The following is a 19,023-nucleotide window of genomic DNA, read 5'->3' as shown; positions in this document are numbered from 1 at the left end:
TCTCTCTCAGAGCCCCAGCGCGGCAGCGATCAGCGCTTCCTGCTGGGCCTTGTGGCGGCTGGCGAGACCTGTCGCCGGCGAAGCGGCAGCGTCGCGGCCCGCATAGATCGGGCGCTTGCCGGTGTGTCCGGCGGCGGTGAGCGAATCCTCGATCCGCTCGTTCACGAAGAACCAAGCGCCGTTGTTGCGCGGTTCTTCCTGACACCACACCACGTCCTGAAGGTTCGTCATGCGCTGCAACCGCACCGCCAGCGGATCGCCCGGGAAGGGGAACAGCTGTTCGATGCGGACGATCGAGACATCGTCGATCCCGGCGGCATCGCGGGCTTCCATCAGGTCATAGGCGACCTTGCCCGAACACAGCACCAGACGGCGCACCTTCTCGTCGGCAATCGTGGTCGTGTCCGACAGGATCCGCCGGAACTGGCGATCACCCAGAAACTCCGCGCGGCTGCTCTTGGCCAGCGGGTGGCGCAGCAGCGATTTGGGGCTCATGATGATCAGCGGCTTGCGGAAGCTGCGGAGCATCTGGCGGCGCAGCAGGTGGAAGTAATTCGCCGGACTGGTGACGTTGCAGACGCACATATTGTCGTCAGCGCACAGCTGAAGGAAGCGTTCGAGCCGCGCGGAGGAATGCTCCGGCCCTTGCCCTTCGTAACCATGCGGCAGCAGCATCACGAGGCCGTTGGCGCGCAGCCACTTGCTCTCACCCGATGCGACGAACTGGTCGATCATGATCTGCGCGCCGTTGGCGAAGTCGCCGAACTGGCCTTCCCACAGCACGAGGGAACGCGGATCGGCCATCGCAAAGCCGTATTCGAAGCCGAGCACGCCATATTCCGACAGGGTGGAATCGTGCACTTCGAACTTGCCGTGCGGCAAGGTGCTGAGCGGCACGTATTTGCGTTCCGACTTCTGATCGACCCACACCGCGTGACGTTGCGAGAAGGTGCCGCGCCCGGAATCCTGCCCCGACAGACGCACGCCGTAGCCTTCCATCACCAGGCTGCCGAAGGCGAGCGCCTCAGCCGTCGCCCAGTCGAAGCCTTCGCCGGTCGCAAACATCTCACGCTTGGCGGCGAGCACGCGGTCGAGCGTCTTGTGGACGTCCAGATCGGAGGGAACTTCAGTGAGCACGCGGCCCAATGAATCCAGCATCTTGGGCTCAATCGCGGTTTCAACCGAGCGGCGCGCAGTTTCGGGATCGGCGGGCTTGTTGAGACCCGCCCAGCGCCCGCCGAACCAGTCGGCTTCGTTGGCCTTGTAGTTCTTGCCGGCCTCGAATTCTTCTTCCAGCAGCGCGACGAATTCGCCCGCCATCCGGTCGCGCGTGCCGGGTTCGACCACGCCTTCGCGCACCAGGCGCGTTTCATAGGCGACGCTGACCTTGGGGTGGGCGCGGATCTTGTCGTACATCAGTGGTTGGGTGAACTTGGGCTCGTCACCCTCGTTGTGGCCGAAGCGGCGATAGCACCACATGTCGATCACCACGTCACGGTGGAAGGTCTGGCGATATTCGACGGCCAGCTTGCAGGCGAAGGTCACCGCTTCCGGATCATCGCCGTTGACGTGCAGGATCGGCGCCATGACGCCCTTGGCCACGTCACTCGGGTAAGGCGAGGACCGCGCAAACTTGGGCGAGGTGGTGAAGCCGATCTGGTTGTTGATGATAAAGTGGATACAGCCGCCGGTGTCGTATCCGGGGACGCCGGACAGCGAGAGGCTTTCCCACACCACGCCCTGACCCGCGAAGGCCGCATCGCCGTGGATCAGCACGGGGAGCACCTGCTCCTTCTTCGCCAGATCGTCACGGATCGCCTGCTGCGCGCGCACCTTGCCGAGGACCACCGGGTTCACCGCTTCAAGGTGCGAGGGGTTGGGCACAAGGCTCATGTGCACCGAGATCCCGTCAAACTCGCGGTCGGTTGAGGTGCCGAGGTGGTACTTCACGTCGCCCGAACCGCCGACATCATCGGGGTTAGCCGAGCCGCCCGAGAATTCGTGGAAGATCACGCGGTAAGGCTTGGCCATCACATTGGCGAGCACGTTCAACCGGCCGCGGTGAGCCATACCGTAGATGATTTCGCGCACGCCTGCGCTGCCGCCGTGCTTGATCACGGCTTCCAGCGCCGGAATCATGGACTCGCCGCCATCAAGACCGAAGCGCTTGGTGCCGACATATTTGCGGGCGAGGAATTCCTCGTATTGCTCCCCGCGCAGCACGGCCGCGAGGATCGCCTTCTTGCCCTCGGGCGTGAACTGGATCGTCTCGCCCGGCTTTTCGAATTTCTCCTGGAGGAAGCGGCGTTCCTCGGTGTCGGCGATGTGCATGTATTCGAGGCCGACCTTGCCGCAATAGACCTCGCGCAGGCGCTGGTGCAGCTTGCCCACCGTGGTCCATTCCATGCCGAGCACGCCGCCGACATAGACGTCCTCGTTCTCCTTGCCCGCCAGACCGTGCCATTCGAGCGTGAGGTCAGCCGGGCCTTCGCGCGCCGACAGGCCGAGCGGATCGAGCTGCGCCGCCATGTGCCCGCGCACACGATAGAGCCGCACCAGCGTCATCGCCGCGATGGAGAGCGCGGCGGCCTTCTCGACCGCCTTGGGATCGAGCGCTTTGCCCGCATCTTTCGCCGCCGCCTTGACCGCGAGCTTCATCTCGGTCGGATCCATTGCGGCGGTCAGATCGGACGCGCTATCGGCCAGCGTGTCGAGCCAGCCGCGCTTCGCCCACGAAGGGCCGGGCTGCGGGCCTTCCTGATCGGTGAAGGCGGGGATGAAGTTCTGCGGTTCGTTGCCCATGATGGGACTCCCGGGGAGGAGAAAACAATGAGGAGGAAGCATGGCCCCCCGCGCGGGTGCGAGGGGCCGGTAGTCGAAGCTTAGGCCAGCTCTTTCAGCATCGCGGCGAGGGTTTCCCCCAGCAGCGACGGCGAGGGCGAGACGCGGATGCCCGCATCTTCCATCGCCGCGATCTTGTCGTCCGCGCCGCCTTGACCGCCAGAAACGATGGCGCCTGCGTGGCCCATGCGGCGGCCCGGAGGGGCGGTGCGTCCGGCGATGAAGCCAACCATCGGCTTGCTGCGGCCCTTGGCGCGTTCGGCCTTGATGAAGGCTGCAGCTTCTTCTTCCGCGCTGCCGCCAATTTCGCCGATCATGATGATGGACTCGGTCTCGGGATCGTCGAGGAACAAGTCGAGCACGTCGATAAAGTTCGTGCCGTTGACCGGATCGCCGCCGATGCCGACCGCCGTGGTCTGGCCGAGGCCTGCCATGGTGGTCTGGTGCACGGCTTCATAGGTCAGCGTGCCGGAACGCGAGACGATGCCGACGCTGCCCTTCTTGAAGATATTGGCCGGCATGATGCCGATCTTGCACTCGTTCGGGGTCAGCACGCCGGGGCAGTTGGGGCCGATCAGGCGCGACTTGGAACCCGACAGCGCACGCTTGGCGCGGACCATGTCGAGCACCGGGATGCCTTCGGTGATGCAGATGATCAGCTCGATCTCGGCATCGATGGCCTCGCAGATCGCGTCAGCGGCGAACGGCGGCGGGACGTAGATGCACGAGGCCGTCGCGCCGGTCGCGGCCTTGGCTTCGCGCACGGTGTTGAACTGCGGCAGACCGATATGCGTGGTGCCGCCCTTGCCGGGGGTCACGCCGCCAACCATCTGCGTCCCGTAATCGAGCGCGGCCTGCGTGTGGAAGGTGCCGGTGTTGCCGGTCATGCCCTGGGTGATGACCTTGGTGTCTTTGTTTACGAGGATGGACATTCAGTAGCTCCTAGAAGGCGGCGCCGATGAGGCGGATTTTGGGTTGGTCGGACGTATTGTCCGTGAAGAATTGAAGACCACGGGCATTGCTGCCGCCTCCAAACATCCAGATCAGGCTGTCCTTCTGTTCGATCGGCTTTTTCTTGAGCAGCACCTCAAGGGCGGTGCGCATCTGCTTTTGCTGATCCTGCGACGGCAGCGTCGCTTCGACCACGCAGATGCGGGACACGCCGTCAGGATCTGCCGGGAAAGTCACCTTCACGGGCAGGCCCTTGGCAGCAAGATAGCTGCCATCGTCCTGCTTTTCCCAATTGGCGTCTGCATCGAAGGTCGACCGGTCAGCACCATCCTTGCCCGCCGCGAGTACGCAAGACGTTGCGCCCTCCATGGCCCGCACGAGCGCTGCGGGGTCGTCCTGCGCGTGAGCAGAAGACCCGAGCGCCACAGCGAGTATCGCGGCAGGCAGGGACATCTTACGCAAGGCTGCTATCCAGCGCCTTGCACGCTTCGAGCAGTTCCTTGACCGCATCGACGCTGACACCGAGGTTCGCCTTTTCCTCGTCGGTCAGGCTGATCTCGATGACATCTTCTGCGCCGCCCGCGCCGATCACCACCGGCACGCCGACATAGAGCCCGTCGACGCCATACTTGCCGTCAACCTGCACCGCGCAGGGCAGGATGCGCTTCTGATCGTAGAGGTAGGCTTCGGCCATCGAAATGGCGCTGGTGGCGGGGGCATAGAAGGCCGAGCCGGTCTTGAGCAGCGCAACGATCTCGCCGCCGCCCGAGCGGGTGCGCTGGACGATTTCGCCCAGGCGATCTTCGGAAATGCCCTTGATCTTGGCCATGTCCTTCACGGGGATGCCGTTGATGGTGGAGTAGCTCAGCACCGGCACCATCGTATCACCATGGCCGCCGAGCACGAAGGCATTCACGTCCTTCACCGAAACGCCGAATTCCCAGGCGAGGAAGGTCGCAAAGCGCGCCGAGTCCAGCACGCCGGCCATGCCGACGACCTTGTTGGCGGGGAGGCCCGAGAATTCGCGCAAAGCCCAGACCATCGCGTCGAGCGGGTTGGTGATGCAGATCACGAAGGCATCGGGGCAGTTGTCGCGGATGCCTTCGCCGACCGCCTTCATCACCTTCAAATTGATGCCGAGCAGGTCATCGCGGCTCATGCCGGGCTTGCGCGCGACGCCCGCGGTGACGATCACGACGTCCGCGCCTGCAATGTCGGCATAGTCATTGGTGCCGGTGATGCTGGCGTCGAAGCCTTCGACCGGGCCGCACTGGCTGAGATCGAGCGCCTTGCCCTGCGGCACGCCCTCGACCACGTCGAACAGCACGATATCGCCAAGGCCCTTGAGCGCGGCGAGGTGGGCAAGCGTGCCGCCGATATTACCGGCGCCGACGAGGGCGATTTTCTTGCGGGCCATTGTGAGGACGTCCTTCCCTTATTCATCGGGACGACAAACACGCGCACAGAATGCTGGCGCCAACCCCCGTCCCAAGCGGCATGGCACCCGTTACAAACCGGGCGGTAGGCCGCTCAAAATGGGATTGCAACCGTCAAAAGGTCGGATGCGGCAACTATCTTTGCAAACAGTTCGCAATTGCATTAATGCGGCAGGTCAGCCGATCAGGGGAACCCCTTAGCGCAGTTGCCGTAAGGGCAGGGCGCTGTTCAGGCGGGAATAAGCTCCCTGCCTGCGCGGGCGGCAAGGCGGCGGTCGAACATCCGGGTGATCGCGAGCCAGTGATCCTGCCCGTCGGCATCCCCGCGCTCAGCCGCATCGGCAGCGGCATCCACGGCGGCTTCGGCCGAAGCAAGACCGTGGACGGCAAAATGCCGCAGCGCCTCGGTCAGGAGCGGGTCGAACGGCGCGGGCTCGGCCACACCGTCTGCCCCAAGCCGCCGATTGTCATTGGCCGCCCGCGCCAGCGCCGGGGCCAGCAGTCCGCGCCCCGCAGCGCGCCAGCCGAGACGGCGGACCGGGTGATTGGTCGAAGCGAAGCGAACAGACATGAAGCGCGGCAATTCCCGTTATCATCGCCGCGTCATCAGCTGCGCAGCGTTCCCGAACGCTCTAGCGATCCGCCGCTAAGGCTTGGTGTGATAACAGGGTTGAGAAGCGCTTAACCCTGTTTCGGGCCAGCGCGAAGGCCTGCTGCTAGTCCTTGGCGCCTAGTCCTTGGCGGCCGGTGCCGGAGCCGCAGAGGGCGCCGCGCCCGGCTGGGCTTTCCACTGGCCTGCGCGGGCATATTCGGCCTTCACGGTCCCGGTGCCGGTATAGGCTTCGCTCGGCGCAGAGGGGGGGAGGGGCGCAGCATCAGCTCTGGCAACGCCGCCGCGTGCCGCCTGCTGGCGGACCGGGACAGGGTCGAGTTGATAGGCGATCACCGGACGGCCCGGCGCGGTCGCGGCCGGCGCGGCTGCGGTGATCGGGGCGGCGGTCGTGCGCCCGCTTACCATCGGCTCAAGACCCGCATAGGCGTTGCTGAACGCCGCAGCCTGCCCGCCCGCACCGCGATTGCGGTAGAACCGGTGCGCGCCGATGCTGCCGATATGGTCGAGGCTGCCGGCCCAGTAGGGGTTGACCCAGAGCGTGTGATAATGCGTCGCCAGCCCGACCGGCGCATAGACGCTGCCGCTCAGCGCTTCGGACGCGATCCGCTGCGCGCGGGCCCAGCTCGCGCCCGACGGCCGACGCGCCAGGCTACCGTCGCAGGTGAAGGTGAACTGGCACCCCGTCGAGCGCTCCGAACCCTGATAGACTACGCCGCACACGCTGGAGGGCCATGCGGGGTGAGCGACACGGTTGAGCACCACCTGCGCCACGGCGCGCTGGCCAGCCTCGCTCTCGCTGGCGGCTTCGTACCAGACGGCTTGCGCGAGGCATTCCTGCGCGCGGGCGTGGGTGATTCCGGTGCCGGGCGAATAGAACGGCCGTGCCGCCGCGCCCACATCGATCAACGCGCCCAGCTCGCGACCGCTTTCCGCGCCCGAGGCGAGCGGATCGGCGGTCGGCAGCGCGACGAGCGCGGTCCCGGCGGGGTCGGCCATGTAGAAGAAGGCCGAACCGGGAAAGCTCATCCCCGGCCGCTCGAACGGCAGGGCAGCTTCGGCGGCCTGACGGGTGGCGAGCGCGGCGGTGCTTTCGATCGCATTGCCCGGCAAAGTGCCGACGCCGCCGGATGCGGCCATTGCGGGTACGGCAATCGCGGCAAACAGCACCGCGAGGCGCTTGCGCCAGGTCTTGCTGGGGAGGGCAGTGACAGGCGGCATCCATCCGCGGCGGGCTGAGGCCTTGAAGGGGAAGGAGGTGCGCAGCTGAGCCATGATCTGTCCGGGCCTTACGCGCGCGGCTCGGCAACGGCGAGAGCGGCGGGCGGCTGCGTCCCGTTTCCGGACAGGTGGGCACAGCACCTTAACTCGTTGCGCCAGCGCGCGCGCCGCCCTATCGCCGGGGCCGGATATGGCGCGGGATCGCATCAGCTTGAGGGGGGGGGGAAGGGCGGTGCTGGCGGCGGCGCTGCTGCTGTCGTCCTGCGCGCCCGATGCTCCCGTGGCGCAGCCGCAATCGGATACCCCCACAATCGTCAGCCTCAACCCCTGCCTCGATGCGATTCTGGTCGAGATTGCGGGGCCAAGCCAGGTTCTCGCTCTATCGCATTACAGCCGCGATCCGGGCGGGAGTTCGATCCCGGTGAGTGTGGCGCAGCGCTACGGCGTCACGGGCGGGACGGCGGAGGAGGTGATCGCGCTCAAGCCCGATCTGGTGCTCGCCTCGATCTTCCTGCCGCAGCCCACGCGCTCGGCGCTGGAGCGCGCCGGCCTCACCGTTGCGACCTTCGGCAGCCCCGCCACTGTTGCCGAAAGCGTGGCGCAGGTGCGCGAAGTTGCCGCGCTCGCGGGCCGTGCCGGACAGGGCGAGGCGCTCGCTGCGCGCATTGCTGCTCCCCCGCCGCAAATCGGCGCACCGATTGATGCGCTGCTGTGGCAGGAGGGCGAGATCGTCGCGGGCGAGCAGACACTGATCGCAGAATTGCTCCGCCAAGAGGGCTTCACCAGCCATGCCGCTGCGCGAGGATTGGGGCAGGCGGACCGGGTGAGCCTAGAGCGTGTGCTCAGCGATCCGCCCCGCGTGCTGCTGATTGCAGGCGATGCGCCGGGCCAGCGCCATCCGCTGCTGGATGGGCCAAACGAGCGGATGCTGATCGCCGACTTCAACCCCTCGCTGATCTATTGCGGCGGGCCGACCATCCCCAAGGCACGCGAGCGCCTCCGCGCCATCCGGGCTGAGGCGGAGCGCCGCCCATGAACCGTGCGAGCCTGATCTTCGCGGCGCTGCTTGCGGTGCTGGTGCCACTGTCGCTGCTGGCCGGGCGGGTGTGGATTGCGCCTGCCGATTTCGGCCCCGGCAACACGCTGCTGATCCTTGCCGAACTGCGCCTGCCGCGCGCGGTGCTGGCGATCACCATTGGCGCTGGCCTTGGCGCGGCTGGGGCTGCGATGCAGGGATACCTGCGCAATCCACTCGCCGATCCGGGGCTGTTCGGCATCGCGCCGATGGCCGCGCTGGGCGCGGTCGCGAGCTTCTGGCTTGGCACAGCGATCCCGCCCGCATGGGCCGCGTGGAGCCTGCCGCTGATGGCGCTGGCAGGCGCGGGCCTCGGCATGACGCTGCTCGCGCTGATCGCCGGGCGCACATCCTCGGATGCAGCGGGCGGAGCGGGCGGTGGTATCGCGCTGTTCACACTGGCAGGCCTGATGCTGGCGAGCCTTGCGGGCGCCTTGACCGCGCTGGCGATCACGCTCGCGCCCAATCCCTTTGCCCTGAGCGAGATCGTCATGTGGCTCAATGGCGCGCTGACCGACCGGTCGTGGCGCGAGGTATGGATCGCTGCCCCACTCACCGCCGCCGGGGTCGCCGTGCTGGCGCTCGCCGCGCGCAGTCTCGACGCGCTGACGCTGGGCGAGGAGGCGGCGCGTTCGATGGGGGTGGAGCCGCGCCGACTGCTGGCGCTGCTGGTGATGGGCATCGGGCTGACCGTGGGCGCGGGCGTGGCGGTGGCCGGGATCATCGGCTTTGTCGGTCTGGTGGTGCCGCATCTGGTGCGCCCCTTCACCGACCGCCTGCCATCAAGCCTGATCCTCCCGAGCGCGCTCGCGGGGGCCTGTCTGGTGCTGGCCGCCGACAGCGTGTTGCGGGTGCTGCCGCTTGTGACGGAACTGCGGCTCGGCATCGCGCTCTCGCTGATCGGTGCGCCGTTTTTCGGCTGGCTGCTGCTGCGTATGCGGCAAGGGCGGCTGTAGATGCTGGCGGCGGACAACCTTGTGCTGGCGCGCGGCGCGCGCGCGGTCGTGAGCGGTCTCTCCGCCGTGCTCCAGCCCGGCACCATCACCGCTATCGTTGGCCCCAATGGCGCGGGCAAATCATCGCTGCTGCTGGGGCTTGCCGGATTGCTGGCGCCAGCTTCGGGCAACGTCTCGCTGGACGGCGATAGCCTTGCCCGTCTGCACCCGCGCGTCCGGGCGCAGGGCATCGGCTATCTGCCGCAAGCGCCCGATATCGCGTGGGATGTCGCGGTCGAGGCGCTGGTGGCGCTAGGCCGCTTGCCGTGGCGCGATCGGGGGACAGCTGCGATCGCGGCGGCGCTGTCCGCGCTCGACCTCGAACCCTTGCGGCATCGCCCCGTCAGCCAGCTATCGGGCGGAGAGCGCGCGCGGGTGCTGCTCGCACGTGTGCTGGCAGGCGAACCGCGCTGGATCCTCGCCGACGAGCCGCTCGCCGCGCTCGATCTGGCGCATCAGCTCAGCCTGACGGCGCATCTAAAAGCCTGCGCGCAGGCAGGTCAGGGCGTGGTCGTGGTGCTCCACGATCTCGGGCTGGCGATGAACCATGCCGACCGCGTGCTGGTGATGAAGGACGGCCGCCTGATCGCAGACGGCCTGCCACACATCGCATTGGCGCCGCAGGTGATTGCGCAAGGCTGGGGGGTGCGGGCGCGGTGGCTCGGCGAACCGGAATCGCAGGCGCTGATCGCGGCTGAGGAACCGGAACAGGCTGAGAGGAACAGGGGGTAAACCCTTGCAGCCACGTTCCGGCCCCCGGCCACGCTTTTGCGAGGAGCCAGGTTGCGACCCTGAAAGGACCCGGCTGAGGAATCGCTCAGCGGGCTTCGGTCTGCTTGATCCGCGCTGTTTGGGCGACTTCAGTTTTTCTGTAGCCCTACTAAACATTTAGATAAGTAGATGCGGGAATATGGGACTGGCTTTTGCGCCGCGCGCTTTGGCCTGGGTTGCCGCGCGAGGGGGGGATGCGATTTCCGGCCGCCATCCGATCATGCGGTTTGCTGTTTCGCATCCGCGCGGTTCGGGCCGCTTCGGCAGGGATCGGGAAACCGCAAGGCGCTTCGCCCGTTGCACCCGCTATAGCCCGTCCCCATCTGTGGTGCCTTGCGGATAACCCCGCCGTGCCGCCCTTGACCCACGCGAACATTTCCGGAACAGATTGCACCCATGAGCCTTACGACCATTTCCGTGCGCGGCGCGCGCGAGCATAACCTCAAGGGTATCGACATTGATCTGCCGCGTGATGCGCTGATCGTGGTGACGGGCCTGTCGGGCAGTGGCAAATCGAGCCTCGCCTTCGACACGATCTATGCCGAGGGGCAGCGGCGGTATGTCGAGAGCCTGAGCGCCTATGCGCGCCAGTTCCTCGAAATGATGCAGAAGCCCGATGTCGAGCATATCGACGGGCTGTCCCCCGCGATCTCGATTGAGCAGAAGACGACAAGCCGCAACCCGCGCTCGACTGTGGCGACGGTGACCGAGATCTACGACTACATGCGCCTGCTGTGGGCGCGGGTGGGCACACCCTATTCGCCCACCACCGGGCTGCCGATTTCTGCGCAGACCGTCAGCCAGATGGTCGACCGGGTGATGGCCTTGCCAGAGGGAACGCGCCTGTACCTGCTCGCCCCCGTGGTGCGCGGGCGCAAGGGCGAATACCGCAAGGAGCTGGCCGAATGGCAGCGGCAGGGTTTCACCCGCGTGCGGATCGACGGGGAGATCTATCCCATCGAAGAGGCGCCCGCGCTCGACAAGAAGTTCAAGCACGACATCGAAGTGGTGGTGGACCGCATCGCGGTGAAGGAGGGCATCGAGACCCGCCTCGCCGAAAGCTTCGAACAGGCGCTGAAGCTGGCCGAGGGGCTGACCTATGTCGACTTGGCCGACGGCGTCGTCCCGGGGCGCGAGGACGAGGCGCAAGGCGCAGGCGCGATGAAGGGCGCAGGCCTGCCGCCCAACCGCATCGTTTTCTCCGAGAAATTCGCCTGCCCCGTCAGCGGCTTCACCATCGAGGAGATCGAACCGCGCCTGTTCTCCTTCAACGCCCCGCAAGGCGCGTGCCCGGCCTGCGACGGGATCGGCGAGAAGATGCTGTTTGATCCGCAGCTGGTCGTCCCGAATGAGGCGCTGACCCTCAAACAGGGTGCGGTCGTACCCTGGGCCAAGTCCAACCCGCCGTCGCCCTATTACATGCAGGTGCTCGCCAGCCTCGCCAAGGCATACGGCTTCGACCTGACCACCCCGTGGAAAGACCTCGCGCCCGAACAGAAGCTCATCATCCTCCACGGCACGGGCGGGATGCCGGTGCCGCTGACCTTCAAGGATGGCCGTCGCGAATACACCGTCAACAAGGCGTTCGAAGGCGTGATCGGCAACCTCAACCGCCGCATGATGCAGACCGAAAGCGCGTGGATGCAGGAGGAGCTCTCCAAGTACCAGACCGCGCAGCCCTGCGAGACCTGCGGTGGCAAGCGCCTCAACGAGAAGGCGCTCAGCGTCCGCATCGCCCAGACCGACATCGCCACCCCCGTCGCCATGAGCGTGGCGGATGCCAAGGCGTGGTTCCTCGGGCTCGACGCGCAGCTGACCCCGCAGCAGAGCCAGATTGCCAAGGCGATCCTGAAGGAGATCAACGAGCGGCTGGGCTTCCTCGACAACGTGGGCCTCGACTACCTCAACCTCGACCGCACCTCCGGCACGCTCAGCGGGGGCGAGAGCCAGCGCATCCGCCTCGCCTCGCAGATCGGCTCCGGCCTCTCGGGCGTCCTCTACGTGCTCGACGAGCCCAGCATCGGCCTCCACCAGCGCGACAATGACCGCCTGCTCGAAACCCTCAAACGCCTGCGCGATCTCGGCAACACCGTCATCGTCGTCGAGCATGACGAGGACGCCATCCGCACCGCCGACTACATCGTCGACCTCGGCCCCGGCGCGGGCGTGCATGGCGGGGAGATCGTCGCGCAGGGCACCCTCAAGCAGATCCTCAAGGCCAAGGGCAGCCTCACCGCCGACTACCTCACCGGTAAGCGCAAGATCGACGTGCCGAAGAAGCGCCGCAAGGGCAACGGGCACCACATCACGGTCAAGAACGCGCGCGCCAACAACCTCAAGGGCGTGACCGCCAAGATCCCGCTCGGCACCTTCACCTGCATCACCGGGGTTTCCGGCTCGGGCAAATCCAGCCTCACCATCGACACGCTGCAAGCGGGCGCGGCGCGGGCGCTCAACGGCGCGCGGGTCATCGCGGGGGCGCATGACGCCATCACTGGCCTTGAGTACTGCGACAAGGTCATCGAGATCGACCAGTCCCCCATCGGCCGCACCCCGCGCTCCAACCCCGCCACCTATACCGGCGCCTTCACCCAGATCCGTGACTGGTTCGCCGGCCTCCCCGAAAGCCTCGCGCGCGGCTACAAGCCCGGCCGCTTCTCCTTCAACGTCAAGGGCGGCCGCTGCGAGAAGTGCCAGGGCGACGGCCTCATCAAGATCGAGATGCACTTCCTCCCCGACGTCTACGTCACCTGCGAGGAATGCCACGGCAAGCGCTACAACCGCGAGACGCTCGAGGTGAAGTTCAAGGGCCACTCCATCGCCGACGTGCTCGACATGACGATCGAGGACGCCGAGGAGTTCTTCAAGGCCGTCCCCCCGATCCGCGAGAAGATGCGGATGCTCAACGAGGTCGGCCTCGGCTACGTCAAGGTCGGCCAGCAGGCGACCACCCTGTCCGGCGGCGAGGCGCAGCGCGTGAAACTCGCCAAGGAACTCGCCCGCCGCAGCACCGGCCAGACGCTCTATATTCTCGATGAACCCACCACCGGCCTGCATTTCGAGGACGTGCGCAAGCTGCTCGAAGTGCTGCACCGGCTGGTGGAGGGCGGCAATTCGGTCGTGGTGATCGAGCACAACCTCGACGTGATCAAGACCGCGGACTGGATCATCGACTTGGGCCCCGAGGGCGGCGTGCGCGGCGGGGAGGTGGTTGCCGTTGGTACACCCGAACAGGTGGTGAAGGAGCCGCGCAGCTTCACGGGTCAATATCTGGCGCCATTGCTGGTCAAGTGAGCCCCCGCGTAGGGCCCCTCCTGAGCCTGCCTGCCCCGGCGCAGGCCGGGGTCGAAGGGCGGGGGCCTCAAGTGGGTTCGCGCCAAACCGCCAAGCAGCCAAGAGTGCAATCCTCCCCTGCAAGGGGAGGGGGACCACCGAAGGCCTGTCCTGAGCTTGTCGAAGGGATGGTGGAGGGGCAAGCAAGGCTGATCCGAACGCCCTTCCTAGTGTAGCGGCACCAATTCCGGCTCACACAAAGACACAAAGAGGGCAGCGCAATCCCTTCACGCTCCTGTCCCCCCCTCGCTTGACCCCGGCGTTGTGGCTGAGCCACGCCTTCGGCTCCGCCGGGGCAGGTATCAGGGCCGGGGTTGGGCGTCCGACGCCCGAAGCCCTGCGCACCCTCGCACCCCGGCAAAGACAGTGTGGTTCACGCAGAGACCGCAGAGGGAAGGAGAGGCGCAGAGGGGTCCTGCGAACCTACGGACGTTTGCGAGCGTTTCGCGTTAGGGTTCGCAACCGCACCGCCCCTGCCCATCCGTCATGCTGAACTTGTTTCAGCATCCATGCTGCGGCCCGCACTGGGCGCACTGGCGGTGAAATGGATTCTGAAGCGGAGCTGTCCGTGCACAAACAAGATCAGGATGCCGCGGTTGTCAGGCTAAGTGATGCACGGGGAGTAAAGCTTCGCGATGCAGGAGTGGCAGCGGCCGGTCGCTTTTCCCCAATATCATGACCTTATTGGACTTGCTGGAGGATCGTTCTTGTTTTATTCTTCGTGGCCAGTACGTTAGCGGCATCACAGTATCGAAAAGAATACCGGCAGATTACCGCAAAGGGCCAATGACTGCACTCATCCGGTATCAGCGTGACAAAAGATACCACCGGAAGTGTAACGGATCACTTATTGAAGTGAAGAGTGCTGGCGAGCCCTTAATAGCTGTTTAAAATGAACCCGACAGACAATATGGATCAGATTAGACCTTATCTTTATTCTCAACGTTTCGATCAATACGGGCAGAAAATCTGATGACAACGATTTCAGAAGTCGCTGAAAAGATTAGAGCAGTTGGCTCTCGCCTCTCAAGCCAGATGAATTCTTTTGGCTGGTCAATGTCCACGCCATTTTCACAATATGTCGGCGCAAGTGCGACAGTTTTGTCCGTCGAGAGCGTTATAGCTTATGGCGAGATTGTCGCTCGGCGCGTTGAGCGCCTCAATAAACAACAGCTAGAAATTGATGATTTTGGAAAATGGCTGGGGCGAGTTTCAGGTGAGTTAGATTTGCTTCAATTCAACGGCTTAAATCAGGGTCATCCATCGCAACTTACTAACGCTGTCTCAGCATTTCAAATGATAGATGCGGCCATACCAGTCATGCCGCAGAAGGAGCCGAAAGTTAATTGGGAAGACTTGAGGGAGCAAAAGTCTCTTCTTCCGAAGGATTTGGCTGCACGCCTTCGTTCTGTTGAAGCCCGCTTGCGAGACCTAGAGCCACGTACCAAGGACATCGCTGGCAAGATCGCAGATATTGAGGCAGCGCATAATGCTGCTGATCAGTTGCCCACAGATCTGGCTGAACTTGGCGAAAGGCGGCAGGAGCTTGCTGTATTAATCGAAGAAGCTCAGCAACTTGCGAAACAAGTCAGTGACGATGCTGAAATTGTAGAAAAAGCTCGCGACAGTGTTCTGGCGGATATTGATGCTGCGGATAGCAGGATCAAATCCACATTCGATTCAGCCGATACGCTTTTAACTAAGAGTGAACACGCCTTGCGCGGCGCGACTGCGGTGGGCCTTTCAAAAGCCTTTGAGGCTCGAAAAAAGGCACTGTCTAACGCCGGTTTTGCTTGGACTGCTGGATTGGCAGTTGCTCTTCTCGCCGCCGTTTTGATTGGTTGGGAACGGGTTGACTCACTGAAGGAAGTGCTGACGGGTGATAAATCCACTGTTGTGGTAATCGTAAATGCAATGTTGGCAGTTATCGGCATTGGAGCTCCAATTTGGTTTGCATGGTTGTCGACCAAGCAACTTGGTATGACATTTCGTCTTGCCGAAGACTATGCCTTTAAAGCGTCAGTTGCTCAGGCCTATGAAGGCTATCGAACAGAGGCAGTTGAAATTGACGATGCGTTGAGGGCAAGGTTGTTCTCAGCAGCGCTTGATCGTTTCGAAGAAGCTCCTATTCGTTTAGTTGACCCTGCTTATCATGGTTCGCCTTTGCAAGATGCGATGAGCAATTCAAATGTTCGTACGTCCATAGATGTTGTGCCAACGATTGGGGGGAAAATCAGTGCCTTGGTTTCGTCGAAGCCCACGAGATCCGAACAAGGACGTGATGGTGACGTTGATCGCGAAGATGCCTGATACATAAGATTTGCTACGCTAGGCTTAGCTGCGCTCTCGCGGGCCCCCTTTCCTACACCCCCCACACCCCACTACCGTGCCGCCCGCGCCGAGCAGCCCGCTCTCGCAGGAGACCCGCGCGGATGATGACGTGTACCGAGCTCTATCTCACCACCCCGTCGCCCTATGATCCGTCGCGCAAGCGGCCGGTCGGGCCGACCGACTGGCGCGATTCGGGCGGGGCGGCGTTGACCGCCGCATGGCTCGGCCCTGTCGCGGCCGGGCGGATCGGGAGTCGGTGTCGGCCTACTGCTGCGCTGCATGAGGCCGGGCTTGTAACACCCGACACAATCCGCGCGGTCACGCTTGCCGAGGCGCGGCTGATGGGCGGGGATGGGCGCTTGGGCGTTGGGTGAGGGACGGGCCGCGCGACGTCGCACGGGTCCGCCGCGCGTCGCTCTGCCCGCCGCTGCGGAAAAATCGCCCGCGGCCGTGTCCCTCGCAGGTAATCGCTTGAAATTGCGTATAAGTCTGGAAGCGGGGGCGGATTTCGCGGTCTGTTTGCGCGCGGTCATTGCCATGTGGTTGTGCACGCGTAGCGCCGTGGTTGTCGCCTCATAGGCGGCTGGTACGCGGCGCGTCGCGTCGCTCGAACGCGGCGACCGCGGCGAAGGTCGCAGTGCCGCTCGCCACCATCCACAGGAAGGCGCCGGGCACCCCCAACCCCCAGTCGAGCACCCCCAGCACCGCCATCTGCACCACGATCGCCGCCAGCGCCGCACGGCGGGCGGTGGAGCCGGCAAGCCCGGCGATGATCGGCACCGCGAGCACCGCGGCAATGGCTCCGGCATCGAGCACGAGGTTGCGAAGGCTCTCCCCCTGCATCGCGAGGAACGCCGCGACCGCCGCCGCCGCCACCGTCGCCCCCCGTGCGGCGTGCAGCAGGGCGAGGGGGGAGGCGTCGGAACGGAGGCGGCGATACCCGCTCTCGGTCACCACGGCCGAGACCGCGAGCAGGGCGGAATCGACCGAGGAGAGGATCGCGGACACCAGCGCTCCGGTGAAGACGATCAGCAGCCACGGCGGGAATAGGGCTTGGGCCAGGCTGGGCAAATACGCCTCGTCCGCGCCGAACTGGACGCCGAGAATGGGGGCGAGCTGCGGGCCGAACAGGCCGAAGCTGACCGGGATCAGCCCGACAGAGAGGTAGATCGCCGCCCCCCACAAGGCGCCCCGCCGCGCGACCTCGGGCGACCTGGCGGCGAGCGTGCGGGACAGCGCCTCCTGGCTGACCATGGTGCCGGCAATGGGGATGAGCCACAGCTCGATGCGGTCGCTCCAGCTCTCACCCGGCGCGGTGAAGCTCCAGATGGTGGGCGGGGCAGCGGCCCACATGGCAGGCAGGCCGCCCGATGCATCCGCCATCAGCGCGAACAGGATGAGGATCGCCACGATGATGATCGCGCCTTGCACGATGTCGGTGACGACGTCCCCGGCAAGACCTCCGAACATGGTGTAGGTCATCACCAGCAGCGTCGCGCCGATCAGGGCCGGGAGGAAGTCGAGGCCCGAAGCGCTCGAAATAATGGTGGCAAAGGCGAACAGCTGCGCCGCGGACCAGGTGGTGGCGGAGAGCGCGATGACGACGGCGGCGAGGCTCTCGGTCGCGGGGCCGAACTTGCTGCGCAGGAAATCGGCGAGGGTGATGAAGCCGCCGCTCCTGAGGCGGTAGGCGAAGAACAGCGCGATCGCGAGGATGCCGATGGCATAGGCGAAGGGCTCGGCCCGGGCGCCCGCGATCCCGTCACGCGCGACCTCGCCTGAGGTGGCGATCAGGCTTTCAGAGGCGAACCAGGTGGCGAACAGGCTCATGCCGACGGCGAAGGGGCCGAGGCTGCGGCCGGCCACCAGATAGTCGGCATCGGACTTCGCTCCGCGCCCGGCCCACACCGCAAGCGCGATCTGGGCAGCGACATAGAGCACGATCAGCGTGAGCGTGATGGCGGCGTTCCCCCTGCAAACCGAGCGAAGTCCTAACCGGGCAGACACTGAACGCAATAGGCGAAGGGGCGCAATCGTCAGGCGGCTGCATCCGGCGCGGGGAAGGGCGCGTTACTGAGGGCGGATAGGGAACAGCGCAAAGGAGCGCCGCATGATGCCATTCAAGATTGCCCGTCCTGCCTCGGTCTTGGCCGCCGTTCTGACTCTGACTGCGCTGGGCGCTGCGGTGCAGGCGGGGACGATCAACTCCAATCTCGAGATCGAACCCGGTCAGACTTTCGAGCTGGGCGGCGGGCAGGAGGGCGGCTTTGTCGTCACCGGCACGAACACCGGGCCGGTCGCAGTGGTGGTGCTGAGCAAGGCCGAAGGCGCCGCAGCCGTGGCGCGCGGGACCGTCGCGCCGGGCGGTGCGGTCGATGCGCGGATTGCGCCGGGCGAGATGGCATTGCTGCGCAATACGTCGAGCCAAAAGACGGCGCGGCTGAAGCTGAAGATTTCCGGCGATACGTCGAGCCTCGGGATGACCTATTCGGACAACCCGTAAGCGGATCAGTCGGCGATCAGCGCCAGTTCGACATCGGCATGTCCGCGCGCAACCATGCCGAGTTCTTCGGCTGCGGCGCGGCTGACATCGATCAGGCGCCCGCGCGTGAAGGGGCCGCGGTCGTTGACCCGGACGATGACGCTGCGGCCATTGGCGGGGTTGGTGACCCGCACGCGGCTGCCGAAAGGCAGGCTGCGATGGGCGGCGGTCAGGTCGGAATTGTCGAACCGCTCACCGCTGGCGGTGCGGCGGCCGTTGAACTTGGACGCGTAGTAAGAGGCGCTGCCGCGGCCGAGGACAGTTTCCTGCGGGACCGAGGGCGCGGGCTCTTCGATCACGGATGCGGGCGCGGTGACGTCAGCGGTGGGCTGGAGCGGCACGAGTTCAATGATGGCAGCGCTGGTGGCAGGCTCGATCCCCGAAGCGCCAGCATCAGGCGTGGCGGCCGAGGATGCAGCAAGCGGCACAAGCCCGAGCAAGCCGGCTACTGCGAGGGCTTGCAGGCTTCGCGTAGCGGCGCTGCGGGCATCTAGGCCATGTATGCGATTTCCCGTCCGCATGGCGGGGCCGATAAGGCGGGGGCCCACGCAAAAGCAAACCAGGTTAGCATTTCGTCGCTGGGAGGGTTCTAGTGGGGAGTGAGTCGCCCCGGAAATGCGATGAACCGTTGGAACCGGGGACCGCCAGCGGCCATCGGCGTAAGCTTTTTGCGCCAGGCGACTCGGGCAAAGGTGATGGGGACGGAGGCGGACTGGCCCGCACAATGCAAATGGGGCCGGCATTGCTGCCGACCCCACTCTCACCGGCGTGTGGATGACCCTCGCTCCTGATACGTCCGGCGAACCTTCGGCATCTTTTCGCTCCGGGCCATACTTGGCGCCCGATGTCTAACCCCTAGCTGCCCGGTCTTGCGACTGGCCTTGCCAGAGCTTCGTCACCGGCGCTCGCGCCGGCAT

Annotated in this window: 15 protein-coding genes; 7 read left to right on the top strand and 8 right to left on the bottom strand. The window is 65.3% G+C overall.

Annotated features, from left to right (window positions below):
- Positions 1-6 precede the first annotated feature (6 nt).
- From GVM20_RS07540 to GVM20_RS07515, 6 genes are all read right to left on the bottom strand, one after another.
- On the bottom strand, positions 7-2,802 hold the full coding sequence (locus GVM20_RS07540; protein ID WP_166546609.1) for a 2-oxoglutarate dehydrogenase E1 component: 2,796 nt from the start codon (positions 2,800-2,802) through the stop codon (positions 7-9).
- An 80-nt stretch (positions 2,803-2,882) separates the two neighbouring features.
- Complete coding sequence (gene sucD, locus GVM20_RS07535; RefSeq protein ID WP_166546608.1) at positions 2,883-3,773, bottom strand: succinate--CoA ligase subunit alpha; 891 nt, start codon at positions 3,771-3,773, stop codon at positions 2,883-2,885.
- A 10-nt stretch (positions 3,774-3,783) separates the two neighbouring features.
- On the bottom strand, positions 3,784-4,254 hold the full coding sequence (locus GVM20_RS07530; RefSeq protein WP_166546607.1) for a hypothetical protein: 471 nt from the start codon (positions 4,252-4,254) through the stop codon (positions 3,784-3,786).
- Positions 4,247-5,209: a malate dehydrogenase gene (gene mdh, locus GVM20_RS07525; RefSeq protein ID WP_166546606.1), complete on the bottom strand. Its 963-nt coding sequence runs from the start codon at positions 5,207-5,209 to the stop codon at positions 4,247-4,249. The genes GVM20_RS07530 and mdh overlap by 8 nt, the downstream gene beginning before the upstream one ends.
- Positions 5,210-5,457: 248 nt before the next feature.
- Positions 5,458-5,799 (bottom strand): hypothetical protein, encoded by a 342-nt coding sequence (locus tag GVM20_RS07520; RefSeq protein WP_166546605.1) that lies wholly within the window; start codon positions 5,797-5,799, stop codon positions 5,458-5,460.
- A gap of 159 nt (positions 5,800-5,958) precedes the next feature.
- Complete coding sequence (locus tag GVM20_RS07515) at positions 5,959-7,113, bottom strand: cell wall hydrolase (protein WP_234031904.1); 1,155 nt, start codon at positions 7,111-7,113, stop codon at positions 5,959-5,961.
- A gap of 157 nt (positions 7,114-7,270) precedes the next feature.
- Here GVM20_RS07515 and GVM20_RS07510 point away from each other — a divergent pair, with 157 nt between their 5' ends.
- From GVM20_RS07510 to GVM20_RS07485, 6 genes are all read left to right on the top strand, one after another.
- Positions 7,271-8,095: an ABC transporter substrate-binding protein gene (locus GVM20_RS07510; protein WP_234031903.1), complete on the top strand. Its 825-nt coding sequence runs from the start codon at positions 7,271-7,273 to the stop codon at positions 8,093-8,095.
- On the top strand, positions 8,092-9,090 hold the full coding sequence (locus GVM20_RS07505) for a FecCD family ABC transporter permease (protein WP_166546603.1): 999 nt from the start codon (positions 8,092-8,094) through the stop codon (positions 9,088-9,090). Before GVM20_RS07510 ends, GVM20_RS07505 begins: the two co-directional genes overlap by 4 nt.
- Positions 9,091-9,861, top strand: coding sequence for an ABC transporter ATP-binding protein (locus tag GVM20_RS07500; protein ID WP_166546602.1), 771 nt, complete (start codon positions 9,091-9,093; stop codon positions 9,859-9,861).
- Between the two features lie 435 nt (positions 9,862-10,296).
- Complete coding sequence (gene uvrA, locus GVM20_RS07495; RefSeq protein ID WP_166546601.1) at positions 10,297-13,194, top strand: excinuclease ABC subunit UvrA; 2,898 nt, start codon at positions 10,297-10,299, stop codon at positions 13,192-13,194.
- A 1,011-nt stretch (positions 13,195-14,205) separates the two neighbouring features.
- The gene (locus GVM20_RS07490) at positions 14,206-15,543 is read left to right on the top strand and encodes a hypothetical protein (protein ID WP_166546600.1); all 1,338 of its coding nucleotides are present in this window, start codon (positions 14,206-14,208) and stop codon (positions 15,541-15,543) included.
- Positions 15,544-15,665: 122 nt separating this feature from the next.
- Positions 15,666-15,938 carry a hypothetical protein gene (locus tag GVM20_RS07485; RefSeq protein ID WP_166546599.1) on the top strand — a complete coding sequence of 91 codons (273 nt, stop codon included), beginning with the start codon at positions 15,666-15,668 and terminating at the stop codon, positions 15,936-15,938.
- Between the two features lie 199 nt (positions 15,939-16,137).
- Here GVM20_RS07485 and GVM20_RS07480 read toward each other — a convergent pair whose 3' ends face one another.
- Positions 16,138-17,505: a sodium:solute symporter family transporter gene (locus GVM20_RS07480; RefSeq protein WP_166546598.1), complete on the bottom strand. Its 1,368-nt coding sequence runs from the start codon at positions 17,503-17,505 to the stop codon at positions 16,138-16,140.
- A gap of 169 nt (positions 17,506-17,674) precedes the next feature.
- On the opposite strand from GVM20_RS07480, the gene GVM20_RS07475 reads away from it, so the two are divergent.
- Positions 17,675-18,067 carry a hypothetical protein gene (locus tag GVM20_RS07475; RefSeq protein ID WP_166546597.1) on the top strand — a complete coding sequence of 131 codons (393 nt, stop codon included), beginning with the start codon at positions 17,675-17,677 and terminating at the stop codon, positions 18,065-18,067.
- A gap of 5 nt (positions 18,068-18,072) precedes the next feature.
- Here GVM20_RS07475 and GVM20_RS16445 read toward each other — a convergent pair whose 3' ends face one another.
- Positions 18,073-18,534, bottom strand: coding sequence for a septal ring lytic transglycosylase RlpA family protein (locus GVM20_RS16445; protein ID WP_353653124.1), 462 nt, complete (start codon positions 18,532-18,534; stop codon positions 18,073-18,075).
- Positions 18,535-19,023: the final 489 nt, after the last annotated feature.

Source organism: Porphyrobacter sp. SLTP, assembly GCF_009905735.1.
GTDB lineage: Bacteria > Pseudomonadota > Alphaproteobacteria > Sphingomonadales > Sphingomonadaceae > Erythrobacter.
The sequence above is the reverse complement of the archived record's forward strand: the minus strand, read 5'-3'. Positions and strand labels throughout refer to the sequence as shown.

Coding starts and splice junctions, on each gene's coding strand:
- GVM20_RS07485 (WP_166546599.1), top strand. CDS start 15,666: ATGATGACGTGTACCGAGCTCTATCTCACCACCCCGTCGCCCTATGAT.
- GVM20_RS07505 (WP_166546603.1), top strand. CDS start 8,092: ATGAACCGTGCGAGCCTGATCTTCGCGGCGCTGCTTGCGGTGCTGGTG.
- GVM20_RS07515 (WP_234031904.1), bottom strand. CDS start 7,113: ATGGCTCAGCTGCGCACCTCCTTCCCCTTCAAGGCCTCAGCCCGCCGC.
- sucD (WP_166546608.1), bottom strand. CDS start 3,773: ATGTCCATCCTCGTAAACAAAGACACCAAGGTCATCACCCAGGGCATG.
- mdh (WP_166546606.1), bottom strand. CDS start 5,209: ATGGCCCGCAAGAAAATCGCCCTCGTCGGCGCCGGTAATATCGGCGGC.
- GVM20_RS07520 (WP_166546605.1), bottom strand. CDS start 5,799: ATGTCTGTTCGCTTCGCTTCGACCAATCACCCGGTCCGCCGTCTCGGC.
- GVM20_RS07490 (WP_166546600.1), top strand. CDS start 14,206: ATGACAACGATTTCAGAAGTCGCTGAAAAGATTAGAGCAGTTGGCTCT.
- GVM20_RS07475 (WP_166546597.1), top strand. CDS start 17,675: ATGATGCCATTCAAGATTGCCCGTCCTGCCTCGGTCTTGGCCGCCGTT.
- GVM20_RS07540 (WP_166546609.1), bottom strand. CDS start 2,802: ATGGGCAACGAACCGCAGAACTTCATCCCCGCCTTCACCGATCAGGAA.
- uvrA (WP_166546601.1), top strand. CDS start 10,297: ATGAGCCTTACGACCATTTCCGTGCGCGGCGCGCGCGAGCATAACCTC.
- GVM20_RS07500 (WP_166546602.1), top strand. CDS start 9,091: ATGCTGGCGGCGGACAACCTTGTGCTGGCGCGCGGCGCGCGCGCGGTC.